Here is a 26,247-nt window from a genome sequence, read left to right on the forward strand (position 1 = left end):
CCGCCATGCACAACCTCGCCATGACACGGTGAAACAGCAGGCCAAGCACCACTCCGGCCTGCCCGAAACGGACCTTCTGCAACACCCTTTAGGGCCTGCGCGGGCTGTCCGTCATCCGCGCAGGGAACTTCACACCTCCGTCAGCAAGTGGATGTGAGCCATGAGTGATCGATTCGCACGATGACCTGACGAATCATCAGTAGGGGGTAACTTCCCGCAAGTCCCTTATCTGCATCAGACACGATGCGCTGTCCTGTTCCCTGCCAGATCGCCCCGTTCATCTCGTTGCACCCAGCAGGGGAAGGCAGGAAAATGGGCAGGTTCAGGTACGGAACCGCAGCGTCGTCCATCGCGCTCGCCGCCTTGGTATCGTTCGTGGCCTCGGGAGCCACGGCTCACGCGGAAGCGGGCCAGGACACCATCACCATGCTGAAACAGGAGAAGTCCCAGTGGTGCTGGGTCGCCTCCGGGCTGACCATTGCCAAGTTCCAGGGCTTCGGCTCCACACAGACGGACTTCTGCAGCCGGGCTCAGCCCTACTACGGCTGCAACAACCAGCCCGCCACCCTCGACGACATGGCCAGGGGCTGGAGCAGCCTCGGCTTGACCCACACCGGCTCGGGCCTGAACAGTGCAGCCACCTTCAACCAGGTGTACACCGACGTCAAGGCGGCCCGACCGATCGGTGCCCGCATCGGGTGGACGTCCGGAGGCGGCCATATGAACGTGGTCTACGGCTTCGACACGTCGAACAACACGATCGCCGTGGCCGACCCATGGCCGGACACGACCACGTACACGTGGTGGAACTACAACGACTACGTGAGCAACAGCTCGTCCAAGTGGACCCACTCCCGCATCGGTATCTCCCGCTAAGGCAGGCGACATGCGCGACACCAGCGGTACCAAAACGTCCAACAAGCGGGCGGCTTCCCGCTTCTCCCGTCTGTCCGTCCTCATCGCAGTGAGCGCGTCCGCGCTGCTGGCCCTCGTCGGTCCGACGCACGCGGCCCCGGCCAAGGACCCTCTCCCGGCCGACATCCCCGACTACCAGGCCGCCCTCAACGCGGTGAAGTCCGCCGACGTCCGCAACGCCGTCTGCCGCTTCCTACGCACTCCGGTGCCCACCGGCGACAGCGGCAAGCCGGTACAGACGATCCCCGAAATCGCCGAGCCCTGTCAGGGCCTCCCGGTCTTCACCATCAAGGACCCGGTGGCTCGGAACGAGATCACCCCCGAGTTCGTCGCGGGCACCGCCAAACCACTGCCAGCCGAGGCGATCAAGCTGACGCAACTGGTCTCCTCGCTGAGCACCACCGTCAACGGCCGCAACGCCACCGTCATGCTCGCCCCCAACCAGGGCGGCGGCTGGCACCTGGCGGCCGTACGCGACGGCGACAGCGACGCCGCGTACGCCAGCAAGGCCACCGTGGGCACGCTGGTCTTCACCGAACCGCAGATCCGCGGCTGGTACCAGCTCAAACTCCTCACCGTCGAGCCACTCAACGACCAGGCCCGGGAGGGACTGGGCGGCCGGGCATCGGTGTCGCTCGGCGACTACCAGAAACTGGTCAAGGCCCGCTACGCCGACAAGTTGCCCGGCTCGGAGTACGACGCCACCGGCTACTCCAGCGGCTACAGCCTTCAGCGCACGAAGGACGACGCCTCGTCCTCCGCCCTGCTCCTCGCCAGCGGTTCCGGCACCGCACTCGTCCTCGTGGGCGGAGCTGCCGTGCTCTACCGACGTAGGCGCGCAAACACCCGCTGAACCCGACCCCGTACGTCCCCCGCGCTCCGTCCCGACAGCCAGTCGGGGCGGAGCGAATCGCGGTTGTCCCCCGTGGCTGCCCCCTGGGAACGACCGAAGGCCCGCGGGCTGGTCGGCTCCTCCTGGCGGGTCGGGAATGCTGCTCGGCGCCGGTTGTTCCTCACCAGGACCGGAGCAGCCGCGCCGCTGGGGCCGGTTGCCGCCGTCCGGCAGGCGGGTCCCGGGCGCCGTGCCAGTGCCGGAGCCGTGGATGCGCGGATTCATGAACATGGCCCCCTCAGCGAAGAGCAGGTCGTCGAGTTGTCCCTGCGGGCGTGGGCGCCGGTGTTCGACTCGATACGATCGACGCGGGCCCTGCCCTGGCGCGCCACGTCCATGAGAAGGCTGACTACCCGCCTATGCCGATTGCCGGCACTTCGAAGCCCTGTGAGCTCTCCCCGGGTGCTGGTGGGCATCAGTATGTTGGTGCGGCTGCGGCTGCGGCTTGGCATGGCTATGGCGGGAAGTCGGTCCAGGTCTCCGGCCCTCCGCCGCGCCATTCCACCAGCGCCGGATCGGTGAGGTCGATGTCCTCCGGGTCCTGCATCCCGGCCGCCGCGAGGAAGACCGCGATATCGGACACCCGGTAGGCCGTGCCCAGGATCTGCCCGTCGTAGCGCACCCGACGCCACCCGCGCTCATCCGGCGGGTACACCACCAGCCGAGGTCTCGCCATGACCCCAGCTTCGCCCCGAGCAGGCTGACACGCACCGCGAGCGTCAAACCCCGCATCCGTACGTCGCCGGACGGCTGGGCCTCGAACTGCACAGCCCCGCGGCGCGAGGCCGATACGGACCTTGGCTCTGGAAGGCTCCTACCGGGCTTCGGACACAACAGCCCGGCTTCACTCAGCCCCGGCGCCCGGGCGCAGCCCGATCTCTGCGAGCAGTAGCCGTAGCTGCTGCTCGGCCAGGGGAGCGGTGTCGTTCCCGAGCCAGCGGAGATGGCCGAATGCCTCGAAGACGACGAGTCCGTGCAGACGGGTCCAGGCTCCGAGTACGGCCGCTGCGGCGGCGGGTGGCAGGTCGGGATGGAGTTCGGCGGCGTAGCGCGCCAGAGCGGGATCGGGCGCGACCTCATCGGGCAGGCGCAGTCTGCCCTGCTGCCAGGCTTCGACGAACAGCGGCGCGAACGCTCCGCCGACGCGTCGGGTCGCCACGCTGGTCGGGCCGTCCGGCGGGGCGGCATAGCCGGGGACGGGGGTGCCGTAGACGAGACCGAACTCCTGTGGGTGCTCGACGGCCCATCGGCGGTAGGCCACCAGCGCGGCGAACAGCCGGTCGGCCACGTCTGCGGCGGGGTCGGTGTCCCGGGCCTGTTCGACCGCATCGGCAAGCCGGTCGAAGGCATCGGTGATCAGCGTGGTCAGCAGCGCGTCACGGCTGTCGAAGTAGCGGTACAGCCCGGCGGGGCTCATGCCCAGGTCGGTCGCGACCGCCCGTAGGGAGAGTTGGGTTGCCCCGACCTCGCGCAACTGGCGCAGGGAAACGGCCTTGATCTCGTCCAGCGTCTCGGCGCGGAGCCGGTCGCGGCGGGTGGGTGCGGGCATGCGAACACTCTACCAAATTGCGATCGGTGTTTACATCGCGAACGGCGTGCTCTAATTTTGCGAACACCCGTCGCTTTGTGAACGACCATCGCAAGGAGTCCATGGCCATGTCCGTCACCCATCCTGCGGAACGTCTCTCCGACGTCCCGACCCGCGACCCGGGTCCCCGGCGTGCCGCCGCCGCTCTGTTGGCCGTCGAGTGCCTGCTGATCTTCGTCCCGATGGTCGTCCTGGGAAACGCCATCGGTTGGCCGGCCAGCCTCGACGATCCGGCCGCCACCGCTCTGCCGCGACTGCTCGACGAGGAGAGTGCCGTCCGTGCCGGATATGCGGTCTATCTGGCCTACTCGGTGCTGTTCCTGCCCGTCGCGGTGTGGACCACCCGAGTTCTGACCGACGGCAAGGACAGCCCGCTCAGCCGGGTGGCCATCGGGTTCGCCGTCGCCTCGACCCTCGCCCGCACGATCGGGATCTCACGCTGGCTGCTGGCGATGCCCGGTCTCGCGGAGGCTCACGGCAGCGCGTCCAGCCCGGCCGTCCGCGAGGCCGTGGCCGTTCAGTACCAGGTGCTCAACGACTTCGGCGGCGGGATCGGAGAGGTGCTCGGCGTCTCCCTGTTCGCCGTGGGCTGGCTCGTGTGCACCATGGTCGCGGCCCGGCGCGCCGACACCGCACCCCGCTGGCTGCTGATCGCAGGACTCCTCGCCGCGGCCGGTCTCGCACTGCCGCTGGCCGAGATCGCCGGCGTCGATGTGGGCGCCGCCACCTCGGTCGGCACCTCCCTCCTGCACCTGTGGTTCCTGGCTGCTGCCATCACCCTCTTCCGCCGCCCCCGCTGACCTTTCACCCTCGTGGAGCACGGTGTGTACCGGACCGGACCGGTACACACCGTGTGACCATCTCGATGTCTTCGTACTCGTACTGCCGCGGCCACTGCTACGACGGATCGCGGACCACATCCGGCAGCTCGTTCGCAGCGCAGTCGGACCTCTGCCGGTCGGTTCCAACGCAGGTGCCGGAGCCCCCGATCCGCCGCTCTTTCACCTGACCGGCGCGATACACGAACAAGAAGGTAGGGCAACATGTCCACTCCCCTGCATGTGGTTCTCGGCGCCGGTGGCGGCATCGGGTCCGCAGTCGTCCATGAACTGGCCAGCCGCGGCATCCGGACCCGCGCCGTCCAGCGCAGTCCGGCCCTCGACCTACCGCCCGGTGTCACCACCCTCGCCGTCGACATCTCCACCACGGAGGGTGCCCACGCCGCCTGTGTCGACGCCACCGTCGTCTACCACTGCGTCCAGCCGCCCTACCACCGCTGGCCGCAAGAGTTCCCCCCGCTCACCGACGCCGTCATCGACGGTGCCGCAGGGGCCGGCGCGAAACTCGTGTTCGCCGACAACCTCTACCTCTACGGACCGATCGACGGTCCGATCTCCGAGCGGACACCCCAGCGGCCGACGAGTCGCAAGGGAGCCGTGCGCAAGGCGATGGCGGACCGGCTCCTCCAAGCCCACAACACCGGTCGTCTGAAGGTGACGATTGGTCAGGCCAGTGACTACTACGGCCCCGGCGGTACGAGAAGCGTCATCGGCGCCGCGGTGCTGCCTGCCGTACTGGGCGGCAGGACGGTGAACTGGCCCGGACGGCTCGACGTTCCCCATGCCCTGCACTACCTGCCGGACATCGCGACCGGGCTGGTCACGCTCGGCGAACGCGACGAAGCCGACGGGCGGACCTTCATCCTGCCCACCGCCCCGGCGTCCACCCCACGGCAGTTCATCGAACGGTTCGCCGCAGCCGCCGACAGCAGCGCCCGCATGCGCGGAACCGCGAAGCCGCTCATGCGCCTTGTCGGTCTGGCCAACCCCGCGGCCCGTGAACTCCTCGACATCTGGTACCAGTTCAACCACCCCTGGACCGTCGATGACACGCTCTACCGTCACACCTTCGGCCACACCGAGACCACCGCTCCCGATGTGGCCGCGACCGCGACCGTCGACTGGTATCGCACACACACGGACGGACCGAGCGTTGGGTGAGCCCGCACCTGGCGCAGGGCCGACGGCCGGAGGTGTCACAGCGGCCGTCCCGACGGCCGCACCGGTACTCTCCCCGGTCCGCTGAGCGAGCGGTCGGCCGGGAAGCACACAGCGCGAGATTCCGTTGCTGTTCACTGCTCGAATCCTTTTACCACTACCCCTCTCACCTGCGCGAATGCCAGGAAAGAGAGGGGTTCGGCGGTACCGGATGCGCAGGGAAGCGATTCAACTCCGGCCGTCGGGGGAATGGGTAAGGGAGCCATGAGGCTGGTGTGGTGGATGTTTCCCCCTGCCAGCCGGAGCCGTCCGGCCTGGGAAGCCGAGCGCAGCGAGTCGATTGCGCGGTGTAGCGGCGGTCGGATCTCGTGGGAGCAAGGACCTCACGGCAAAGCGGCGCGTCACCTCAGTGAGGAGAGTGGCAGCGACATGACTGGTTTGCAGTTCGGCATCTTCACCATCGGTGATGTGACACCCGATCCCACCACGGGCCATACGCCGACAGAGTCGGAACGTATCCGGGCCACGGTGACCATCGCCCTGAAGGCGGAGGAGGTCGGTCTCGACGTCTTCGCCACGGGTGAGCACCACAACCCACCCTTCGTGCCGTCCTCCCCCACAACACTCCTCGGCTTCATCGCCGCGCGGACGGAGCGCATCATCCTGTCCACCTCGACCACACTCATCACCACCAACGATCCGGTCAAGATCGCCGAGGACTTCAGTGTGCTCCAGCACCTCGCCGACGGACGCACCGATGTGATGTTGGGGAGGGGGAACACCGGGCCGGTGTACCCGTGGTTCGGCCAGGACATCCGTCAGGCGATCCCCCTGACGGTCGAGCACTACGGGCTGCTGCGCCGTCTGTGGCGCGAGGAAGTCGTCGACTGGGAGGGAAAGCTGCGCACCCCGCTCCAGAGCTTCACCCTGGCGCCCCGCCCGTTGGACGGCATTCCGCCCTTCGTGTGGCACGGCTCCATCCGCAGTCCCGAGATAGCGGAGTTGGCGGCGTTCCACGGGGACGGCTTCTTCGCCAACCACATCTTCTGGCCCGCTTCACACACCCGCGCGATGGTCGAGCGCTACCGGACACGCTTCGCGCACTACGGCCACGGCACACCCGAGTCCGCGATCGTCGGGCTGGGAGGACAGGTCTTCATCCGCCCCAACAGCCAGGACGCGGTCAAGGAGTTCCGGCCCTACTTCGACAACGCGCCGGTCTACGGCCACGGACCCTCGCTGGAGGAGTTCACCTCGCTCACACCCCTGACGGTGGGATCACCCCAGCAGGTCATCGACAAGACCCTCGGCTTCCGCGAGTACGCCGGGGACTACCAGCGCCAACTGTTCGTCCTGGACCATGCGGGACTTCCGCTCAAGACGGTGCTGGAGCAGTTGGACCTCCTGGGTGAGCAGGTCGTACCGGTGCTCCGCAAGGAGTTCGCCGTCGGCCGCTCCCCCGACGCCCCCGACGGTCCCACGCACGAGTCGTTGCTCCGCGCACGCGACGCCGGAGACGGGCCGACGGGCTCCGGGAACGTCGACACGCCGAGAGGATCCGGCTGAGATGACCACCACGATTGCGATCATCACCGGCGGACTGCGGGAGCCTTCCTCGACACGGCTGCTGGCCGATCGGCTCGAAGCATCGGTGCTCGGGGAACTCGCCGCTGCCGGCACCGCGGCCGAGTCCTCGTTCGTCGAACTGCGCCCCCTGGGACGCGCGATCATCGACGCCATGCTGAGCGGATTCCCCACCGCGCCCCTGGAGGAGGCGTACGACACCGTCAGTGCCGCCGACGGTGTCATCGCCGTCACTCCGGCGTTCAACGCCTCCTTCAGCGGACTGTTCAAGTCGTTCTTCGACGTACTGCCGGAAGACGCACTCTCCGACATGCCCGTGCTCATCGGCGCGACCGGCGGTACCGAACGGCACTCGCTGGTGCTCGAACACGCCCTGCGGCCGATGTTCTCGTATCTCCACGCCATCGTCTCGCCCCGCGGCGTCTACGCCGCCACCGACGACTTCGGCTCCCACAGCACCGGTACGGGCCTGGCCGACCGCATCAGCCGGGCGGCGGCCGACTATGCCCGCCTGGTCCAGGGCTGCGGCCCCCACCATCGGCGTGAGGCCCTCACCGACGACGATGACGTGGCCGCCATGGAGCAACTCCTCCAGCCCGGCCCACGGTGAGGACCGACCGGGACCCGCTTCTCCCTCGAACCTCGCGTCCGTTCGATGCCACGAGCCGTGCCGGGCGTGCGAGATGCCCGCACCGTCGAAGCTGGCCCGGTGCGGGCATTCCTGGCGCGCTAGCGTTGTGGGGGAAGACCCCGGCGTCCGACTCCCTGGAAGCGCCAGTAGAGGAGCCCCCACAGCCCGATCACGATCGCCAATCCCACCCATGCCTCACTGATGCCCTGCACGAAGACGAGGAAGAGGAGAAAGACCACGCAGGGGACCGTCAGGACCGCTGTGGCCTTGAGATTCCTGCTCACTTTGTCCGGGCCGGTGAATCGCGATTGCCTCATTGCCGGGTTCCTTCCCATGGACGACTATCCCTTGATCGCGCCGGAGACGATCTCCCCCGCGTAGAAGCCGACGCCGGCGCACACAGCCGGGGCAACGGCCGCTCCCACACCGGTTCCCGCCGTGAGGGCACCGCAGCCCACACCTGCCACCGTGCCGACGGCCCATCCCGCCACGCTGGCCCACGCTGCCCGGGTGTCCCCCTGGATGGCAGCGATCCCCGTGTTGATCAGGTCACTGCTCTTGCCGAGCCCTTCCAACGCGCCCCCGATGCTGATGAGCCCGGTGGGGTCGATGCGGTTGACGGGGTCACCCTCGGCATAGAGGTACGGGTTCTTCTCCTGGCCGCTGGGGTCGGGGCTCGTGAAGCGGCTGGTGTGGGGGTCGTAGTAGCGGGCGGCGTAGTGGTAGAGGCCGGTGGGGTCTTGGTAGCCGGCGGCGAAGCGGTAGGGCTGGGGAACGGTTTCGGTGGTGGTGGAGCGTTTCACTCCACGGGGCTCGTAGGTGTAGGTGTTGACCTTGGTGCCGGTGTCGTCAGCGAGCGCGACCACGCTGCCGATGGCGTCGGTGAGGTAGTAGTAGCTGCGGCCCCCGGTGGTCATGGAGTTGAGGGTGCCCCCGGGTTCCCGGTTGAATCCCCGGTCCACGCCAGCCGTACTGGTGGCGGACAGGCCGAGCGGCCCGTTGTGGAAGAAGGTGTCGCCGAGCCTGATGCGCTCGCTCTGGTCGGTGGAGCCGTACTGGCCGGTGTAGGTGGTCGCACCGACCGTGAGTGACGTCAGCTGCCCATAGTCCGACCACTGCCCTGCGGTACGGGTCGCGCCCGTGCTGGAGGCGGCGGCGGTCTCGTTGCCGGCCGCGTCGTGGGACCAGTTGGTGGTGGAACCGTTCTTCGCGGTGATCTGCTGGGCGTCGTTGATGGTGTAGGTGGTGGCGGCGGGGCAGCCGGAGACCGTGCCCTGCGAGGTGAGGTTGCCGGCCCGGTCGTAGCAGTACTGCCAGGCCGCGCTGAGGGTGCTGCCCTGCTCCTCCTTGGCGTAGGCGAGGCGTCCCTCGCCGTCGTAGCTGTAGGTCGTCTTCAGACCGGCGACGGCATCGGTGGCGGTGCGGATCTTGCTGCTGTCCTTGGTGCCGTTGCGGTAGGAGTAGTCCAGCTCGGTCAGGGTGCCCTGAGACGAAGTGGCCTTGATCTTCTCCGGCCGGCCGGAGTTGTCCAGGGTCACGTTCTGCACGGTTCCGCCGGGATACGTGGTCTTCGTGCGGGTGTCGTTGCGGTTGTACTCGTACGTCGTCGTCCTGTTGGCCGCCGGTTCCTTCAGTTGGGTGAGTTTGTTGACGGCGTTCCAGGTGTAGTCGGTGACGCCCGAGGGGTCGGTGTAGGTGTCGACGTTGCCGGCGGGGGTGTAGGTGAGTTGGGTCTGGGAGCCGTTCTGGAGGGTGCGGATGGTTTCGCGGGAGAGCGGGTCGAACTCGTAGCGGATGACACCGGTGCCGTCGGAGCGAAGGGTGAGGTTGCCGTCCCCGTCGTACTCGTAGCGCACGCTGGCGGTGGGGGTGGTGACGGTCTTGGTGCGATCGCGGTGGTCGTAGGTGTAGGTGGTGGTGATCCCTCGGCCGTCGGTCACCGTCAGCGGTCGTCCGAGCGCGTCGTAGGTGTACGTGGTGGCGCCCAGCGGGGTCGGCGGGGTCACCTTCTCCAGGTTGCCTTGGCCGTCGTAGCGGAAGGCGGTGGAGACCGTCTTCGTCGCGGTCATCCGGGTGGTGGCCTTGCAGCGCTGGCCTTCGAATCCGCCGCAGGTGGGAGTGGCGGGGTTGTGTTCGAAGGTACGGGTCCCGCCTCCGGTACCGGTCACCGCGACCGTGGTGGTGTTGCCTGCGGCGTCGTAGGTGTAGTCGGTCTTCTCATCGTCGGCCGTGGTCAGGGACCCGGGCAGGTCCGCCCCTGCGATCGTCTGATAGCCCGTCATGGAGGCGGTCGCACCGGTGGGCAGCTTCGCGGAGGTCGGGTTGTTGCGCCCGTCCCAACCGTAGGCGGTCACATTTCCGGCGGCGCCGCCCACGCCCATCGCGTCGGTTGCGGTGGCAACGTTGCGGTTGGCGTCGAAGGTCGTCGAGCGCTCACGGCCGAGCGCGTCGGTGACCTTGGTGACCGTGCCGTCCGCATGGTGTTCGTACCGCGTGGCGTGCTGCTCCGGGTTGGTGACCGTCGTGGTCCCGGCGGCCTGCGGGTCGGCTGCGGAGTAGGCGTAGTTGTAGGTCGGCCCTGTGTGGCCGGAGCCGTTGAAGGCGGTGGCCCTCAGCATGGACGTCACCCGGTTGACGCTGTCGTAGGTGAAGACCGTCACCCGCCCGTTGGGAGTGGTGATCTTTGTCAACCGGCGCGAGGAGTCGTAGTCGAAGACCGTGGCCTTGCCCTCGGTGTCGGTGGTCTTCGCCAGGTCACCCGCCGGGTTGAGGTCGAAGACCGCCGTACGACCGACGTTGTCCTTGGCCTGCCACTGGTTCGGATATGTCTTCACCAGGTCGACCCAGCGGCCGGAGCGGGTCTCGGTGAGTTTGAAGCCCTTGTGTTCGGTCCCCTGGTTGTGCTGAGTGACGGAGATCGTGCCCTTGTTGCGATCGGTGACCTTCGTCAGCGTGCCGTGCTGGTCATACGTGTCCTTCACCCCGGACTTGCGGTCGGTCAGCGTATAGGTACCGTCGGCGTTCGCCTTCAGATCCTTCGAGTAGCCCGTCGGCGTGGTGAAGTTGCCGCCGGATCCAGGGCTGAATCGGACCGTGTCCCCGGTTGCGTCGTACAGCACCACCGAGCCGGTGGAGATCTTCAGATAGCGCTCGTACCCCTGCCACCAGCGCTGGGACACCTTGCCCCACGGAGCGTCCAACGAGTTGTAGGTACGGGTCAGCCGCAACTTCTGGCCCACCCCAGCGATGTCGAAGTCCGTCCCGGCCAGCATCAGGTTGCCGTTGGAGAGATTGATCCGGGCGACCAGGGAGTCGGTGATCCTGAAGTCCGAGATCCGGTGCCAGGGCACCGCACCCTGCCCCTCCGGATCGAACGGGGTCGACACACCGACGCGAGGGGCCCGCGTGGAACCCGAAGTGGCGCCGGAACGTTTCCTCTCAGATGCGCGCCAGGCCACCACCTCCTGCGAAGGGGCAGCTTCCGGCTCCGTCGGGACGGGCTTGGTGGTGCCCACCGCGACCGGCGGGCTCGCGAAAGGCGTCGCCTTCTTGCCCCAGACCGAGTCGGCGCCCGGCTCAGGGCCCGGGGGCGCGGCGGTCGCGGGAAGCGCAGTGACCGTCAGGGACAGGACGGCGAGACTGCTCACCGCGAACAGGCCGGCACGTCTGCGGGCGCGCTGTGACGGTGAGCGGAAGATCGGAGAGCCCATGAGATTCCTCCACGGGGAATCAGCCGCAGTGACCTCTGTGGTCACTGGAGCAGCACACGCTGTCACAGCGTCTTCACAGCCCCACCGCCCCTTCCCCTCAATTGATGCCACATACAGGCAAGTTCCGGCCAAGGTTCTCGGGCCCTGAATACCGCCAGAATCCGCTGACGACCTGAATCGGGGCACTGATGGCGGCAGTTCGATGACTACCAAGGGTGTCCGAAGAACACCCCCTATCACCAACCACCGGGAACCTCGCCGGTGCTATGACAGCGTGATGGGTGGGTCAGAGATCGGCAGCTGATCGTCAGCCGAGCGAATACAACGCTTCGGTCCCCTCCTGCGCCCGGGGGCTGGGGAGCCGGCAGCGGAGGCCCGGCGAGCATGGCTCATGCATCGTCAGTTCGTGGCAGCGGCCGGACTCTGCGCACGTACGCCCGGTCGTTCCGCGGTGCGGGCCATGCCCCGAGGGGCGATGACGCCGATCGGCGACAGGCCACACACTCACGGCCAGCGCGAGCACCTGAGGACTACGCCCCCTGTCCGAAACCGCGTCCGCCGTAGCTCCCAAGAGGGATGTCGGGCGTCGTCATCGCAGGTGACGACTTCGTCAGCGACCACCACCTAGCGTGTCGCACATGATCGGTGGCGCTCGGGGACTGCCTGGGGATCCGATCGAACCCACACACCGATCCGGAGATCCGCCGTGCCCAAAGCTGCCTTAACAACGGCCGGACCGGCCCTGTTCTCACTCGTTCTCGGGTTGTGGGGAATAGCGCGTGAGAACAGCATGTGGCGCGATGAGGCGGCGACTTGGCAGGTGGCCCACAGGACAGTGCCCGAGATCTGGCACCTGCTGGACCAGGTTGACGTCGTCCACGGCCTCTACTACCTGTTCATGCACGGCACGTTCGCTCTCATCGGGGACAGCCTGCCCGCACTGCGACTGCCTTCCGTACTGGCCATGTCCGGTGCAGCCGCCCTGGTCACCCTGCTGGGCGGCCGGCTGGCCAATCGAGGTGTGGGCGTGGCAGCAGGGTTGGCATTCGCCTTGGTCCCCGCAGTTCAGCAGTACGCACAGGAGGGACGCCCCTACGCTCTGGTGACCGCCTGTGTGGCGATGGCATGCTGGTTGCTGGTCTTCGCCGTCGACAGGCCAGGCGCAGGCCCATGGGCGGCGTACAGCGTGGCGTTACTGTTGGCGGCGCTGCTCAACTGGTTCTCTCTGCTGGTGCTGCTCGCGCACACGGTGACGATCGCCCTCGCCCGCCCGCCCCGCACCACCGTTCTGTACTGGGGAGCGGCCTCGACCGCCGTGGTGCTCGGCACACTGCCCCTCATGGTGGCGAGCGAGGCCCAATCCGGTCAGGTCGCCTGGATACCCGCGATCAGCGGAAGCACACTCCTCGGCCTGCTTCTGACACTGCTCGCGGGCGCGGTCTGTGCATGGCTCGCCCGGTCGGGGGACGGCTGGCGCACTCCCCCCGGCGAGCGGCTGCCACTCGTCTCGCTCGCCCTGCCGTTGCTCGCCCTGCCTCCACTCGCTTTGCTCGGCTTATCACTGTTCCGTCCCATCTACTTGGCGCGATATGTCCTGTTCAGCCATCTCGGACTCGCCCTCCTCATCGGCGCAGCCTGCCACGCACTCGCGTGCCGTCTGCGCACATCGCCTCGGTGGACAACAGCCGTGGTGATGGCACTCGCTTTCGTCGGACTGCTTCCCGTCCAGCTGTCACTGCGCTGCGCGAGCAGCCGGGTCGACGACGTGCTGTCCACGGCCGAGAATGTCGACGCGGTCAGCCGAGCGGGTGATGCGGTGCTGTTCATTCCGGCAGCGCGCCGCGACACGGCACTCGTCTCCCCGGCCGAGTTCACCGGGATCGAAGACATCGCACTGACCCGGGACCCGCTGGAGTCCGGCACCTTGAAGGGCTTGGAGGACACTCCGGAGCGGATCGCCAGCGCCATGCTGGAGGTACGCCGCATCGTTGTCGTCCGTGATGAACGCGCATCGCCCGCCGCCACGGAACGCGACCGGACCAAACAGCGCATCCTGGACGCGTACTTCGTCCGCACCTCGGAGACCAGCGAACGGGGGCGCACTGTCATGGTGTTCCAGCGGTCACCACGGTCAGCACGGTGATCCCGGCGCTCCGATTCCTGCCCCCGTCCCTTCGTGTGCCGGATCCTCCCTGTCCGGCATCGCGGCTGCCCCGACGCCTGATGGACCGACACCCCACCGGACCCGACACCCCACCGGGCCCGGGCGGTGTCTCCCACACCGGCGCCCCACTACTCCCCGCGCTTGGAGTCCCGCTCGTAGGCATTCCCGCAACGCCCCTCAGGCATAGCGCATGAGCAAGGCTTCGATGTATGTCTCCAGCCGTTGGGTCAGAACACCGCTCGTCAGATCAACACGGCCCAGTTCGCGCCAAGGGACGGCGACCTTCTCCGCGTCCGGAGCAAAACCCAACGCATCCAACAGCCGCCAGTAGAGATGGTCGGTGTCGTCGTCGGCCAGGGTTCCTCCCGTGGCGACATAGCGATCGGCGAAGCGCATGCCTTCGGGAATCCCGTGCAGCAGGGCCAGGGCAGTCGAGCAATGGGCCACATCCAGATCGGCCGGCCCCCAGGAGGTCTCCACCCAGTCGACGACACCACTGATCCCGAGGTCATCGCCGGCGCCGGTGAAGAGGACATTGCCAGGATGGAAGTCCCGGTGCAGAAAACGCCCCTGATGGGCGGGGGGTTTTCGGCGAATGACGTCGAAGGCCCGCTCCCAGAGCTCAGGCCGCGCGGTGACTGCCGGCAGGGTCACTCGCTCGGGGGAAGCCCATGCCTGGTAGGTGCGAGGTCGTTGTTGTGCGGTCACCGGCAGTCGATGGATCCGCACCAACTGCCGGGCCAGGAGTTCAGCGCGGTCAGCAGCGCCCTGATTGCCGAGGCGCACGGTCCCCGGCAGCAGGGACATCAGCAGAGAAGGGTGATCGCAGTACTGCGCCGTTGCGTCCACGGCGGCGAGCGTGGCGGCGGGCACGTCCGTGTCACCGAGCAGACGCAGGACGGTCGCCTCACGGGTGAGCAAGCCCTCCGCGTGCCGAACGAAGAAGGGTTGGACGAAGGACCGCAGGACGAGCGAGCGCCCGCCACCCGGGCCACTGACGTCCAGTCGACGCATCTCCGATGTCCAGCCACCACGCAGCCGGACGACCTTGTCGATGTGTTCCGCCTCGGACAGCCCCTTCTCCACCCAGGAACGCGTGGCCTCCCAGCTCCGACCGTCAGAATCCGCATCGCCGCCTGCGACACCTCCACCTGAACCCATGAAGGGAGACTATCCCGCCCCAATGAACGCATCCCGTGGACCAAATGGTCCCGGATCGTGCCACAGCCGCTGTCTCGTCAGCCTGGCAGAACCGGCCCGGCCCGACATCACCCCGACGGAACACCAACGAACCCCGACGAACACCGAGGAACACCGACGGAACACTGACGACGCCGCGCCTCCCTCCGGATGCGGGGCGTTGTGGCGCGGCGGACAATGGAAGAGCGAGGGGGTCGACGTCAGGAGCACCCGACATGGGCCGGGAGCACGACGAACACCGAAGCGCAGGGCCCGCGCGCCACGACATCCGTCTCCCCGGGTTCGTCCGAGAGGACGAGATCGGCCTCGGCGATGCGGTGGGTCGGGCGACGAGCGCCGTGGGCGTACGCCCCTGCGGCGGCTGTGCCCGCCGGGCCCGGCGAATGAACGAATGGGTCACCTTCTCCAAGCGGCGCCGCTGACGCACGCGGTCGGCCGACGGGACACCGGGAGCCACTCATGAGCGACGACAACGTCATGCCGGAGGCGGCTGCTCCGCCGCCGGTCGCCGAAGAGCCCCATGAGCACCACCATCCTTACGTCTTCGCCATCGGGCAGGTTCGCGCCCGGTTCCGCGACCCCGGGGTCGAGAAGGAGTTCACCCAGGTGGTGGGGGCGACGAACACCAAGGGGCTGACGACGGACGAGGTGCTGCGGGAGGTGCTCGCTCGGCCCGAGAACCGTTATCTGGCCCGGCAGATGCAGTACGTCCTCACGATCCAGGGCGTGGACACGTACGACGTGGTGCCGCGCTACTCGGACGACTACGAAAAGCTGATAGCGGCCGTCCGACCGACTCCCACCCCACTCGATCTCGATGTGGTGGTCGGGGTGCGCGGTCCCCTCTCGGCGGTCGACTCCTGCGCCGGCCTCACCCTGCCGGTGCTGGAGTTCCACCAGCTCTACTCCTTCGACCGCCCGTCGCTGTTCAAGGCGATCGAGAAGCCCGACGGCATGTCGGCCAAGCGCTTCCGGGCGACCGCCGACGAAGTGCTGACCAAGATCCTCCAGATCACGGAGAATGCGGGCGCGACGCCCGAGGGCCGCGCCGCGAACTTCGTGGCCTGCCGGTACGAGGCCGTGTATCTGAAGACCTTCGAGGCGTTCGCCGACGATTACGCGCTGACCTCGATCAAGGTCCGCCCGGCGGCCGTCGGCGGCGACCAGGGGGTCATGAGCTTCACTGTCTCCTACACCAGTCGCACCACCGACCTCACGGAGAACTACTCCGTACTGGTCTCCACCCGGTACATGAATCCCTATCTGCTGACCCGTCTCGGGCCAAGCCTCTGAGGTGAGGTGATCGCGGTGACCATTCCCGGATTCACCGCCGAATCGAGTGTGCGCGGTGCCTATGGCGTCTTCCCCGCCCAAGTCTCTTATGGCACCTGCTCGGACGAGTGCGGACACGAGTGCACCAGGACCTGCAAGAACTCCTGGAACAGGCCCCAGTGTTGGCAGAAGTGCCGGGACCGTTGCATGACCAACTGCCTCTGCGTGCCGTGGTGTACCACCGAGACCTACTGTGACGACTTCGGAACGACCATGGCGGTCGAGTCCTGCATGGACTGCGAGGGGAACGAGACGAAGTCCCAACCGGTGCGGGTCAAACCCACGTGCGACTGACCGGCGCCCTGGAATCGGTCCGTCTGTCGGCTCTCAGGGCACGCACCGCTGGACGCCCCGATGTCGTGGTCGGTGTGGTCGACGGAACCATCGACCCCGGCCACCCGGATCTGGCGCGCCGGTCCGTCCGGTTCGTCGGCGCCGCGGTCCCCGCCCCGGTCCCCGGCGCTCCGCCGGGCCATGGGACGCTCGTCGTCGCGTCGCTCGCCGCCCGGCCCCCCACTGCCCAGAAACCCGGTATCTGCCCGGGCTGTTCCTTCGTCGTACGTTCCGTCCCCGGGGTCGACATCCCGCCTGCCGCACCCGCCGACCTGGCCGACGCGCTGGCGGATGTCGTCGCCGCCGGTGCCCGGGTGGTCAATCTGAGCCTGGCGCTCGAACGCCTCGCGGCCGTGGGCACCGCGGACGACCTCGGTATCGACGTACTGCTCGACGCCGTCGAACTGGCCCGCCGTCACGAGGTTCTGGTGGTAGCAGCGGCGGGCAACGACGGGGAGTTCGGCGGTTCCCCGCTGGTCCGCCACCCCTGGGTGATCCCGGTGGTGGCATGTGACGACGAGGGTCGGCCGTTGCCCACATCGACCTTGGGGCGGGCGATCGGCCGCCACGGTCTGACCGCACCAGCGCTCCCCCGCAGGCTGCCCGGGTACGGTCTCTCCGGGACCAGTGCCGCCGCGCCCGTCGTCACGGGGGCCGTGGCCCTGCTGTGGTCCCTCTTCCCTGGTGCCCGTGCCCATGCGGTACGGGATGCGATCACTCAGGTCCGGCCCCCGGCACGCCGTACGTCCGTGGTGCCCCCGCTGCTCGACGCGTCGTACGCGTACGACGTGCTGCGCGCCACATCGGCGTAGCCCTCGGGGGCCTCAAGGACCCCTCACAGATCTTCAGCGAACCTCCAGCGGCTGACGGGGCCCAGCGGCGAGTCAGGCCCCGAAGCGCCGGGAGAAGCGATCGGGAATCAGATGGGGATCAGATGGGGATCGTGTCGAGGTAGGAGATCCGGCGCGTCGTCCGGCCCGGCTCCGGGCTGTCGGGGAGGACGTCGTACTCCCGCACCACCACACGCATCGGCCGGGTTCCCACGGCCGCTGGCAGCGCGACGTCCCGGGTCCACACCCCGATGGGTCCGGCCCCTGGCTCGCGGTTCATCCGCACGGGCGGCGCGCTGTCGAGGTCCATCCAGCCGGCGTCGTCGGGGAGCAGCGGGCTGCGGAACTGCACGCCCACGGTGAACTCGGACGTCAGGCCGTCCAGCCCGGGTGGTGGCTCCGGAGCGACCACCGACACCTTCACCGGCGATCCCGCAGCCGTCCCACCGACGACGATCTTCGCGCGCCGGTAGGCGGGGAGTTGGACCCAGCCGGCGTCGACCACGGGCGACGCCCGCAGGTCCTCGGGGGCCGTCAGCGAGTCGGGCTGGAGCCGGACCACCATCAGATGGACGAAGGGCTGGTAGAGGGTGTTCCCCTTGAACCGTACGTCCGCGTACCACAGTTGCCGCTGCTCGTCGTAGTCGACGGGGAAGCCAAGGGCATGGCCCTGGTCGAGGCGTACGTCGAACGCACGCTCGTCCAGGTTCGCCGGGGTGGGGTACGCCATGGTGGGCGCATCCCCCTTGTCCCGGATCGGATCACGGCCCCAGGCGGTGGCCCATTTCTGTACGGACGGGTCGATCGAGGTCGTGGCGTCGACGACCCGGATGCCGAGGAGTTCGCCCTCCCCGGTGAGGTACCAGGGCCGCTTGAGATGGACCCTGACCGTGCCCTCGTTGCGGATGCTGGTGGTGGCGTTGCCGGCGGTGCTCCGCTGCCAGGCGAAGGCGGGCACCACCGAGTGCACCACGGGCGCCGGAGGCCGTACGGTCGACGGCACGTGGAGGGTGACCGACGGCCCGGTGCGGGTGACGGGGGGCACGACGTACGCGACTTCCACCGACGCGCCGTGCGTGATCGCCCCGCCGGCGATGCGGGTGACCTCGCCCTTGTCCTCGTTCACGGTCACATCCGTACCGACGCGGTACGTCGCCCCGGGCGGCGCCGGAGTGCCGTCGGCATTGAGCGCAGGGACGGCTGCCCGTACGGCGACCGTGCCCGGGACGAAGGCCCGGGCGATCTGCGCGGGTGTGGTGCCGTTGAGGACGACCGTACGACGCTCGGTGAAGTACGGGACGAAGCGCGACGCGCCGACAGGGGTGTAGGTGATGACCCGGTGACGGGTGTCCCCGGGGTCGTGACGGCTCCGGAACGGCATGTTCTTCAGCGCCGGACCACCGGAGGCGCCGAGGGAGTCGGTCTCCGGGCGAAGCACGGCCGACGCCGCGGACGTCACGAGTCCGTCGCCGGTCAGGTCGGAGTACTCGGTCCACGACGCCAGGGTGTGCACGGTGAGGGTGGAGGCACCGTGGACAGACATCGCGGCCTCGTCGAGGGCGTACACGGTCTGTGCGGGCTCCCGTAGGACGCGCGGACCCGCGAAGGCCGGCGGGGTGACGGGGCAACGGACCGCGTGGACCATCGTCAGCCCGGTCGTCGGGGTGAGCTGTCCGATCCGGCCCGCGAGGACGGCCCGGAGGGCGGCTTCGTGGTCGGCGGCGGACAGGGCGGGGATCCTGTCGTCCGGTTCGCTGCTCCCGGCGGGCCCGAACTGCTCGGGTGCGGTGCTCGCGGCGTCCGCGAGGAGTTCATGGACATCGGATTCGGCACCTTCGGTGCAGGTGCTGACGGCCGGTCCGGTGCCGCTGCCTGCGCCTGCGCCTGCTCCTGCCCCTGCCCCTGACGCATCGTCAGAGTCCGGCTTCTCGCCCGCCCTCACCCGCTCGGCGTACCACCGCCACTGGCCCAACAGGTCCTCGTCACCGGGCGCCAGCATCGAGCTGAGTACGGCGGGGAAGGAGGCGGCCGGATGCAGCTTCACACGGATCGTCCGGGTGGCGGCGTCGGCGACGGCCGTGGACCGGGTGCTCCCGATCGGTCCGGCCTCGACGATCAACCGCATCGGCAGCCGCTGGTACCAGCCGGCGCCCCCGGTGGGCCAGGGGGTGAGCAGTTCGGGGGTGCCCGGCACGCCGCGCAGGGCAGCGCCCCGGCACAGCGGGTCCGGCAGCCACGGCAGTTCGATCGTGTCGGCGTCCTTGTAGGGGCTGCCGCCCCCGCCCGGGTCCGGGATGCCGGTGATCTTCCCGCCGTCGTACTTCGTCAACAGGGCGTGGACGGCAGGGTCGGGCCGGTGTCCGGCCGCAAGGTCGAGCACCCCGTGCCGTTCCGCGAGTTCCACGGATGCCTTCGGTGCGAGCAGATGGCGCTCGCAGGTGGGCCCGGCGACGGGCGCGCCGGAATCGGCGTTGTCGGTACGGACGACGAGGTCGACCGGGGATTCGCCCGCGGTGACGGGACGGCGGAGCACCATGACGGGCGCGGGCACCGGGTCGTAGCGGGAGAACCGCAGGGGCGCGCTGGCAGGTTCGCCCGATTGTGGGGCGGCGGTGAAGGGGGTGCTGCGGCCCGCGAGGTCGACCAGGCGGGCGCGGAAGCGGTAGGTGCGGCCGAAGCGGAGGGCGGGCAGGGTGTTGGCGGGGCAGTCGACGGCGGCGGCGAAGGGGAGGTCGGGGTTGGTCTCGGGCCCTGGGTCGGTCACTTGGCCGTCGACACCGATGGTCCTGCCGTGGGGTTCGGTGACGAGGCTCCAGTTGTTCCAGCGGAAGACGGCCTGGGTGAGGCGCCCCGTGTCGTTGCCCTCCTGGTCGGCGCCGCGGGTGATGGCATCGGTGACACAGCCCTCGTCCTGGATGGGCAGGGTGCCGTAGTCGTCGACGGTGTACTTGCCCTCGCGGCGGCAGAGGGGATACCAGCGGTTCGAGCCCGCGTCGTGGACGTCGACCCGGATGCCCTGTTGGACGGTGGACGCGTCCAGGGTCTTCGCGTCACCCTCGCCGCCGTTCTTGAGGTCCTCGTCGATGGCGGCGACGACGTCGAGGATGTTCTGAAAGGTGACCTGACGGTTCGCCTCGGCGACGAAGATGCCCGCGGAACGCAGCGCGGGGGGCTTGATCTCGGGTGGGGATTCATCACGGGGCAGGGACCTCAGGGCCCGGGCGTAGTTCTGGAGGGCGAGTCCACCCGCGTCGAGGTCGACGTCGATCGGGGTGTAGACACTGCTGTCGTTCAGCGGCAGGAAGAGGGAGCCCGAGGTGCCGTCGGGACGGGCGAGGGTGAGTTTCCCGTTGCGGGCGAAGCACCGGGTCCGTGGCCGGTAGTTCTGGATGAACTGGAGATGGTGCGGTACGGCCTGGATGGTGACGGGCTCATTCAGGTCCGTCGGGAGGGGGATGGTGAAGCGACGGACGAGCCCGAGGGGGACCATCAGCGTCGGGTGGTCGGCGAGGGCGGCGAGCAGGGCGTGGAACTCGTACGGGCTCGGGGTGCTGGGGCCCATGCGGGTGAGTTCCCGGGTCGTGGGCGCCATGGGGCGGTGGAACTCTGCGAGCCGGGCCCAGCCTTCGGCGTCGCGCTCGTCGTCGTCCTCGATGGCTCCGGTACGCAGCAGTTCACGGCGGAGCGACTCAATGTCGGGGTCCGAGCGGTCGGGTGCGCCAACACGTCGGACGAGCCGTTCGACCGTCGCCCAGTCCGGGCCGTCCCGGGGCCCGCCGGTGGTGCCGTACGGATGCTCGTCGTCGCCGTACTGATCCTCGTCGTCTTGGGCGGCCACGACGGCACCGGCGAGGAGGCGGGCGTAGATGTCGGACAGCGCCGTCCCCACCGCCGCCGCGGGATAGGACTCGATCGGGTCCCTCATCGCGTGCTGGGCGAAGACGAAGGGTTCGACGAGGAGCGACCCGGGGAAGAGCGCCTGCCAGAGCGCGGGGTCCGGTGGATCGTCGACGAGGGTGGCGTCGGGGGTGCTGGAGGTGTTGTTCGCCTTCTTGACGATCACCGTCAGCGGTTGGAAGTCGAGGGTGGGGAAGGCGGCGACCTGGAGATATCGGGAGAGGGGTAGGACGGCGGTGCCGGGTGGGCTGCCCTCGTCGTTCGAGAGCCGGATGCTGAGGATGAGGGACAGTTGGGTCGTCCCGGCGGCCGTCTGGGGGGCCGCCGGGTCGGGCAGCAGGGTCCACACCAGGGTCTGTTTGATCATGACGCGTCCTCCAGTGCGGCGAAGGCGGCACACCTCTTGCTCCACGCGTTCTGGGTGGGGAAGGCATCGCTGTACGAGGGGTCTCCCCCGCCGCCGAACCGGCGCTCCATCGACATGCTGACGGACTGGGAGAAGAAGGCGACGCGTACGCGGACGGTCACCCTGGCAGTGCCGACGATCTCCGTACGTTTCGGGCCGCTCGGATTGGCCGGGTTCTTGGGGACGCTGGTGCTCTTCAGGGAGAGGTAGAACTCGACGGAGACGCTGATGATGCCGAGGACGTCGAGGGCGCCGACGGCCCTCAGGAAGCCCTCCAGCAGGCTCGCGCCGTGGTCCAGTTTGAGGTACACCCCGGCGGTGATGGAGACCGAGCCGCTGGCTACGCCCAGGTCGAGAGCGGCAGCCGCGCCGAACTCCAGTTGGGCTTCCAGGGTGGTGACCTCGCCGGATTCGACGGTGAGCGAGAAGAATCCGCCGCCGCCGAGGAGGGAGACGGTGACCAGGAAGGGGTGGTCACGGGAGGAGACGCCGAAGGTGGTGCGGACCGGCGTGCCGTCGAACGGGAGCCGCACGGTGATGGAAAGCACCAGGTTCTGGAGCAGGAACACCCCGGCGCCCACGGTCGGGACGGCGAGTCCGTAGCCGACTTCGACCCCCTGGAGGTCCACGTTGATGCGGGGCCCGTTGGCGGGTGACGGCAGGTATTCGCGGAGTTTGTCCAGGAAGCGGAGGTCTCCGTCGAAGCCGACGTTGCCGATCTTGACGTCGAGGTCGGGTGTGGTGCCCGGTCTCCCGGTGAAGGCCATCCGTCGGAACTCGATGGAGAGGATGCCCGCGAAGCTGAGCTTGAAGTCCCGCAGTTCACCACGGACTTCGACGGTCGGCGGGGAGCCGTCGAACCGGGCGATGCTGGTGGACTTGATGTCGAGGCTGTCGGACCGGGTCGTCGTCAGTGGGCCGATGCTGGTGGCCTTGATCTGGGGACGCCAGCTCATCTCGGTCCGAACAGCGGTCGGCGGCTTGAGCGTCCCTTGTTGGTGTTCGACGGTGGTGATGATCTTCGGGGTGCTGGTGCCGTCGCCCGCGCCGATGGGGCCGGGCTCGATCAACTGCGTCAGGTCGATGACCCCGAGCAGCCGAGTGGGCAGATCGCCCGGGCTCGCCGGCGGTGTGAAGTACGCGGCCGGGTCGAACTGTCCGGCGGCGACGGTGTCCAGCTTGCCGCCGACGAGCCCCGTGGCGGCGGAGAGCCCGCTCACCGGCAGCCCGAGGGCTGCGACCGCGCCGGAGGCTGCGGGCGGTGGCGCAAAGTCGGCGACTTGCGGCAGGCTCGCATAGACCTGACGGGCGGCGGCCAGGCCGTTGGTCACGTACTTGTCGTACAGCTTGAGCTGGTGGACGGTACCGGTGACTGCGGGCGGCACGGCGGCGCTGACACTGGTGGCGGTGGGCGGTGGCGCGAGGGCGTCCAGGGCCGGGATCCGGGCGCCGACGGAGAGCAACCGGGGGTGTGCGGCCAACCGTCCGGCGGCCATGAGCTGGGCGGAGGTGGCTTGCGACGGCTCCGCCCCGATCCGCAGTTCGGCGATGTCGACCGTGGACTTCTCCGCGGTCGTGCCGTCGTCGGGGGCGAGTTCGAGGCGGCCGGTGGCGGGCAGCGGAAGGTTCTTGGTGATGTTCTCGTACGTGGTGAGGGGGCCGCTCAGCCCGCCGTAGGCAAAGTCGCCCCGGATGAAGACGAGGGGGGCGGTGAAGTGAACGCGATGGCCGCGCCGGTCGTCGGCGCTGAGGGCGAAGGGCAGCGCCGTGGCTGGCGCGTCGGCACTGTGCACCCAGTAGCCGACCCTTTCGAGCGGGGTCCCGATGGAGATCTCGGTGTCGATCGGCTGGTCGACCCGGACCCGGGAGAAGGGGAAGGCCCGGCCGCCGTTGGGGAGGGTGGCGACGCCTTCGTAGGTGATCTCGGGCTTGAGTACGGTCAGCCGGATCGACTGGACGAGTCCGAGGTCGAGCCGTCGCTCGGTACGAGTGGTGACCTGGACGGGAAATCCGAACGGCAGCAGGAAGCCGTGTTCGTCGACCTGGACGACGATGTCACGGCCGCCCGCCGAGCGGTGGCGGTAGCCCGTGATGCCGAGCGCAGGGAAGTCCTTCCAGTCCCCGGCGAGGTCGGCGTTGGCGCCGAGCGCGGACAGCACGACCCCGTTGGCAGTCACCGGGCGGGCACCGGTGGCGTTGTGGATCTGCTGCCGGTGGGGAGCGGAGAGCGAGCTGGGGAAGGGTTGCCAGCCGCGTGGCGGCGCCACCCCCACCAGGCCCACCGGGCCGCCCTCGTGCGGGGGCGCTGACGCGGGGGCGATCCGGGTGTGCCAGATGCCCGTGGCCCCGGAACTGCCCGTGACGGGGGCGGTCACATGCCGCCACACCAGGTGGGCGGAGGCGGGGCCGAAGAAGAGGCCCCAGACGCATTCGAGGACCGTGCCGGCCTGGGCTGCCTGGAGTGCGGCCCAGGACAGCAGCCCGCCGGCGGTGAAGGGCACGGATGTGCCCGGGGGTACGCGCAGGGCGACGGTGCTCTCGCCGGAGTACCGCACCCGTTTGGTGCCGGTGGACGCCGCCGCCAAGGACGTGGACTCCTCCAGGGCGGACTGCGGCGGGAAGTGGGCCGTGATCGTTCCCGCGGTTCCGGGTGTACTGGGACCGAGGACGACGGCTCCCGCAGTGCCCGAGCGGGAGATGTTGGAGAAGGTGAAGTCAAGGACGAGCATGTCCTCACGGCGGAGGAAGGTGACGGTGGTCCCGTCCATGGGCGTCCCCGAGGCTGCGGCGCACATCGGCACCAGCTCCCGTGTTCAATGGAACCCAGCCGGGCAGTGCATTCCCCCTCTCAGTATTTCATCGCCACGAAGGGTCTGCCAGTGGACACTTGACCGGCCGGTATGTGCCCCGTCAACCATCGGCCGCGATGGCCGGACATCTTCGGCGGGCGTCTGCGTACGGTGCCGCCAGACCGTCTTCCCTGTCTCGGTTCCCTAGAGTCGAGGCCGCTGGTCTGCGCGCCGTTCCAGCACCGGGGAGGAGCCGCCGGAAAGGGAGCTCATCGAGTGTCGAGCGGTAGTTCCAACAGTTCCTCAGGGGGCAGGAACCCAGCTCGCTGCCAGAGTGGGCTGCTGTGCTCCGACGGCCAGACGATCAACGTGTCGAAGCCTGCGCTGTGCGCGTGCCGCTTCACCGCCTCAAGGAGTGCCGAGCCTGCTCCTTTGTTGCGTTGTGATGGTGTGACGTAGAAGTTCGTGACATAGCCGACGGGTTCATCACCGCCCCAGGGATCCGGCATCCGCTCCACCGGGCAGAGGAAGACATGGCCGCAGATGTCGTCTCCGGTCTCCGCGACCCAGGCCAACCATCGGCCGTCGCCGATGCGGTCGCGGATCCAGATCGCGGCGTCTTCCCAAGGTCGGTCCGATACTGACGGCCGCCCTTCATGATCCTCTTGCTTGAACTTCCAACGCAGTACGGCCAAGGGCCGGGCATCGGCAGGTCGGGCCGGGCGCACCGTGAAGTGTGAGGTCATGAGGTGAGTTTGGCGTCCGCCCCCCGGTGGGGGAAGCGATTTCCGCACCGCTCACCGTCCTCAGCGGACGGCTGCGGGACAGGCACGTTCATCGGCCAAGTGGGAGGGACATTCAGCGGTGGCCCAGCACATTGACCACCCGTCCGCTGGGGTCGCGCACGAAGAACCGCCGCACCCCCCACTCCTCGTCCTGCAAGGGGTGCACGATCTCCGCACCGCTCTCGCGCACCACCGCGTAGGCCGCATCCACGTCGTCGACCTCAACACTCATATCGGGGGTGACCGGTGCGGTCTTGTCGCTGGCCATGACGCTGATCTGGGCCGCCGGGCTGGACGGGGAGGCGAGCGTCATGATCCAGCCGTGGTTCATGACCTCCTCGAAGCCCAGCAGCCCATAGAACTCCCGGCTCTCCGCCACGGCCTGGGACTGAATGTTGGGCACGACACGACGAACGGCCATCGACGACTCCAAACGAGAACAAGCGGGTCTTCGCGTACCCCAGGACTACTACGGCACGTCCGCGGCTGCACGGACCCTCGCCGGCCCGCCACCGGCACGAGACATACGAACAGCCCATCTGGCATTCGAGGCTGGTACTGCCTTCGTGCCTGCCCTGTCCTCCCGTCGCCCGCGCCTAGACGTAGTGCCTAGACGTAGTACTGCAACATGTACCTGCCGAACCCGATGTCCAGGCAGCGGTACTGGACGTTGTTCCGGCCGTAGAGGTCCTTGCCCTGGGCCATGCAACGGTCGTAGAAGAAGTACCAGTCGTGGTCGTACCAACGACCCAGAACCTCAACCGGCTTCTCCGACGCGGTCGTTGCGGATGCGACGGCGGGTGCGCGTAAGGATTCCGAAGCGTGCACTGGACTCGCGACACCGGCGAACAACGCACCCGCAAGGGCGACGCCGGCGAGTGCGGTACGGATCCGCATGAGTCTCCTCCTGTGCCGAGGTGATGGCCCGTGGGCCCTGCCCGAACCTCCGCGAGCGTAGGAGTCCAACAGGGGCCGCAACAGAGGAAGCGCTGCCTCCGCTCGGGGTCGGTTCCGCGTGGGTGACGGCTGGTGCACACGGAGGGCCTCCCGATCGCGTCCATACCGGATCGCGGGAGCAATCGGGCCTCCCAACCGTTCTGCTGGAAATCCGCGGGGCTTCGGTTCGCACCGCCTACGGCCAGCCCGAACAGGCCATATGGCAGGGCATCAATCCCCACACGGCCATCGCGATCT

The 26,247-nt window shown here is 68.6% G+C and carries 20 protein-coding genes; 10 read left to right on the top strand and 10 right to left on the bottom strand.

The features are described 5' to 3' along the window. Positions 1-312: 312 nt before the first annotated feature. Positions 313-876, top strand: a complete 564-nt coding sequence (locus ACFXJL_RS27150; RefSeq protein WP_384696639.1) for a papain-like cysteine protease family protein — start codon at positions 313-315, stop codon at positions 874-876. 10 nt (positions 877-886) lie between these two features. Further along, entirely contained in the window at positions 887-1,768 is an 882-nt protein-coding gene (locus ACFXJL_RS27155) for a hypothetical protein (RefSeq protein WP_384696641.1), read from the top strand. Between the two features lie 493 nt (positions 1,769-2,261). Here ACFXJL_RS27155 and ACFXJL_RS27160 read toward each other — a convergent pair whose 3' ends face one another. Together ACFXJL_RS27160 and ACFXJL_RS27165 are read right to left on the bottom strand one after the other, a co-directional pair. Then, a complete protein-coding gene (locus tag ACFXJL_RS27160) occupies positions 2,262-2,483 on the bottom strand; it encodes a hypothetical protein (RefSeq protein WP_384696644.1) in 222 nt (73 codons plus the stop codon). A 168-nt stretch (positions 2,484-2,651) separates the two neighbouring features. Next, positions 2,652-3,356, bottom strand: coding sequence for a TetR/AcrR family transcriptional regulator (locus ACFXJL_RS27165; RefSeq protein ID WP_384696647.1), 705 nt, complete (start codon positions 3,354-3,356; stop codon positions 2,652-2,654). 107 nt (positions 3,357-3,463) lie between these two features. On the opposite strand from ACFXJL_RS27165, the gene ACFXJL_RS27170 reads away from it, so the two are divergent. From ACFXJL_RS27170 to ACFXJL_RS27185, 4 genes are all read left to right on the top strand, one after another. Further along, on the top strand, positions 3,464-4,195 hold the full coding sequence (locus ACFXJL_RS27170; protein ID WP_384641177.1) for a DUF4386 domain-containing protein: 732 nt from the start codon (positions 3,464-3,466) through the stop codon (positions 4,193-4,195). 243 nt (positions 4,196-4,438) lie between these two features. Then, positions 4,439-5,395, top strand: a complete 957-nt coding sequence (locus tag ACFXJL_RS27175) for an NAD-dependent epimerase/dehydratase family protein (protein WP_384696650.1) — start codon at positions 4,439-4,441, stop codon at positions 5,393-5,395. Positions 5,396-5,830: 435 nt separating this feature from the next. Beyond that, positions 5,831-6,958, top strand: coding sequence for an LLM class flavin-dependent oxidoreductase (locus tag ACFXJL_RS27180; RefSeq protein ID WP_384696837.1), 1,128 nt, complete (start codon positions 5,831-5,833; stop codon positions 6,956-6,958). Position 6,959: 1 nt separating this feature from the next. After that, on the top strand, positions 6,960-7,586 hold the full coding sequence (locus ACFXJL_RS27185; RefSeq protein ID WP_384641183.1) for a CE1759 family FMN reductase: 627 nt from the start codon (positions 6,960-6,962) through the stop codon (positions 7,584-7,586). Between the two features lie 119 nt (positions 7,587-7,705). Here ACFXJL_RS27185 and ACFXJL_RS27190 read toward each other — a convergent pair whose 3' ends face one another. Next, a complete protein-coding gene (locus ACFXJL_RS27190; RefSeq protein WP_384641186.1) occupies positions 7,706-7,924 on the bottom strand; it encodes a hypothetical protein in 219 nt (72 codons plus the stop codon). A 24-nt stretch (positions 7,925-7,948) separates the two neighbouring features. Continuing rightward, a complete protein-coding gene (locus tag ACFXJL_RS27195) occupies positions 7,949-11,317 on the bottom strand; it encodes an RHS repeat-associated core domain-containing protein (protein WP_384696654.1) in 3,369 nt (1,122 codons plus the stop codon). A gap of 820 nt (positions 11,318-12,137) precedes the next feature. Between ACFXJL_RS27195 and ACFXJL_RS27200 the strand changes: the two genes are divergently transcribed. Then, a complete protein-coding gene (locus ACFXJL_RS27200; RefSeq protein ID WP_384696657.1) occupies positions 12,138-13,460 on the top strand; it encodes a glycosyltransferase family 39 protein in 1,323 nt (440 codons plus the stop codon). A 198-nt stretch (positions 13,461-13,658) separates the two neighbouring features. Here ACFXJL_RS27200 and ACFXJL_RS27205 read toward each other — a convergent pair whose 3' ends face one another. Next, positions 13,659-14,642, bottom strand: a complete 984-nt coding sequence (locus tag ACFXJL_RS27205) for a phosphotransferase family protein (RefSeq protein WP_384696660.1) — start codon at positions 14,640-14,642, stop codon at positions 13,659-13,661. Between the two features lie 254 nt (positions 14,643-14,896). On the opposite strand from ACFXJL_RS27205, the gene ACFXJL_RS27210 reads away from it, so the two are divergent. The 3 genes from ACFXJL_RS27210 (at position 14,897) to ACFXJL_RS27220 (ending at position 17,158) form a co-directional block, all read left to right on the top strand. After that, positions 14,897-15,103, top strand: a complete 207-nt coding sequence (locus ACFXJL_RS27210; protein WP_358878068.1) for a hypothetical protein — start codon at positions 14,897-14,899, stop codon at positions 15,101-15,103. Between the two features lie 37 nt (positions 15,104-15,140). Next, positions 15,141-15,974, top strand: a complete 834-nt coding sequence (locus ACFXJL_RS27215; RefSeq protein WP_384641201.1) for a hypothetical protein — start codon at positions 15,141-15,143, stop codon at positions 15,972-15,974. Positions 15,975-16,297: 323 nt separating this feature from the next. Continuing rightward, positions 16,298-17,158 (top strand): S8/S53 family peptidase, encoded by an 861-nt coding sequence (locus ACFXJL_RS27220; RefSeq protein ID WP_384696663.1) that lies wholly within the window; start codon positions 16,298-16,300, stop codon positions 17,156-17,158. Positions 17,159-17,276: 118 nt separating this feature from the next. Here the strand turns inward: ACFXJL_RS27220 and ACFXJL_RS27225 are convergent, their stop codons facing one another. From ACFXJL_RS27225 to ACFXJL_RS27245, 5 genes are all read right to left on the bottom strand, one after another. Next, on the bottom strand, positions 17,277-21,440 hold the full coding sequence (locus tag ACFXJL_RS27225; protein ID WP_384696666.1) for a hypothetical protein: 4,164 nt from the start codon (positions 21,438-21,440) through the stop codon (positions 17,277-17,279). After that, on the bottom strand, positions 21,437-24,247 hold the full coding sequence (locus tag ACFXJL_RS27230; protein WP_384696669.1) for a hypothetical protein: 2,811 nt from the start codon (positions 24,245-24,247) through the stop codon (positions 21,437-21,439). Before ACFXJL_RS27230 ends, ACFXJL_RS27225 begins: the two co-directional genes overlap by 4 nt. A 290-nt stretch (positions 24,248-24,537) precedes the next feature. Beyond that, a complete protein-coding gene (locus ACFXJL_RS27235; RefSeq protein WP_358878074.1) occupies positions 24,538-25,014 on the bottom strand; it encodes a GNAT family N-acetyltransferase in 477 nt (158 codons plus the stop codon). Between the two features lie 112 nt (positions 25,015-25,126). Then, complete coding sequence (locus tag ACFXJL_RS27240) at positions 25,127-25,474, bottom strand: VOC family protein (protein WP_384641216.1); 348 nt, start codon at positions 25,472-25,474, stop codon at positions 25,127-25,129. 188 nt (positions 25,475-25,662) lie between these two features. Further along, on the bottom strand, positions 25,663-25,950 hold the full coding sequence (locus ACFXJL_RS27245) for a hypothetical protein (RefSeq protein ID WP_358878076.1): 288 nt from the start codon (positions 25,948-25,950) through the stop codon (positions 25,663-25,665). Between the last annotated feature and the right edge of the window lie 297 nt (positions 25,951-26,247).

The sequence above is a fragment of the Streptomyces sp. NPDC059256 genome (genome assembly GCF_042753785.1).
Lineage (GTDB): Bacteria > Actinomycetota > Actinomycetes > Streptomycetales > Streptomycetaceae > Streptomyces.

What these genes read in the sequence shown, in the direction of transcription:
- ACFXJL_RS27160 (WP_384696644.1), bottom strand. Translation starts at nt 2,483, where the DNA reads ATGGCGAGACCTCGGCTGGTGGTGTACCCGCCGGATGAGCGCGGGTGG.
- ACFXJL_RS27230 (WP_384696669.1), bottom strand. Translation starts at nt 24,247, where the DNA reads ATGGACGGGACCACCGTCACCTTCCTCCGCCGTGAGGACATGCTCGTC.
- ACFXJL_RS27195 (WP_384696654.1), bottom strand. Translation starts at nt 11,317, where the DNA reads ATGGGCTCTCCGATCTTCCGCTCACCGTCACAGCGCGCCCGCAGACGT.
- ACFXJL_RS27165 (WP_384696647.1), bottom strand. Translation starts at nt 3,356, where the DNA reads ATGCCCGCACCCACCCGCCGCGACCGGCTCCGCGCCGAGACGCTGGAC.
- ACFXJL_RS27190 (WP_384641186.1), bottom strand. Translation starts at nt 7,924, where the DNA reads ATGAGGCAATCGCGATTCACCGGCCCGGACAAAGTGAGCAGGAATCTC.
- ACFXJL_RS27240 (WP_384641216.1), bottom strand. Translation starts at nt 25,474, where the DNA reads ATGGCCGTTCGTCGTGTCGTGCCCAACATTCAGTCCCAGGCCGTGGCG.
- ACFXJL_RS27150 (WP_384696639.1), top strand. Translation starts at nt 313, where the DNA reads ATGGGCAGGTTCAGGTACGGAACCGCAGCGTCGTCCATCGCGCTCGCC.
- ACFXJL_RS27245 (WP_358878076.1), bottom strand. Translation starts at nt 25,950, where the DNA reads ATGCGGATCCGTACCGCACTCGCCGGCGTCGCCCTTGCGGGTGCGTTG.
- ACFXJL_RS27170 (WP_384641177.1), top strand. Translation starts at nt 3,464, where the DNA reads ATGTCCGTCACCCATCCTGCGGAACGTCTCTCCGACGTCCCGACCCGC.
- ACFXJL_RS27235 (WP_358878074.1), bottom strand. Translation starts at nt 25,014, where the DNA reads ATGACCTCACACTTCACGGTGCGCCCGGCCCGACCTGCCGATGCCCGG.
- ACFXJL_RS27155 (WP_384696641.1), top strand. Translation starts at nt 887, where the DNA reads ATGCGCGACACCAGCGGTACCAAAACGTCCAACAAGCGGGCGGCTTCC.
- ACFXJL_RS27225 (WP_384696666.1), bottom strand. Translation starts at nt 21,440, where the DNA reads ATGATCAAACAGACCCTGGTGTGGACCCTGCTGCCCGACCCGGCGGCC.
- ACFXJL_RS27175 (WP_384696650.1), top strand. Translation starts at nt 4,439, where the DNA reads ATGTCCACTCCCCTGCATGTGGTTCTCGGCGCCGGTGGCGGCATCGGG.
- ACFXJL_RS27205 (WP_384696660.1), bottom strand. Translation starts at nt 14,642, where the DNA reads ATGGGTTCAGGTGGAGGTGTCGCAGGCGGCGATGCGGATTCTGACGGT.
- ACFXJL_RS27185 (WP_384641183.1), top strand. Translation starts at nt 6,960, where the DNA reads ATGACCACCACGATTGCGATCATCACCGGCGGACTGCGGGAGCCTTCC.
- ACFXJL_RS27215 (WP_384641201.1), top strand. Translation starts at nt 15,141, where the DNA reads ATGAGCGACGACAACGTCATGCCGGAGGCGGCTGCTCCGCCGCCGGTC.
- ACFXJL_RS27210 (WP_358878068.1), top strand. Translation starts at nt 14,897, where the DNA reads ATGGGCCGGGAGCACGACGAACACCGAAGCGCAGGGCCCGCGCGCCAC.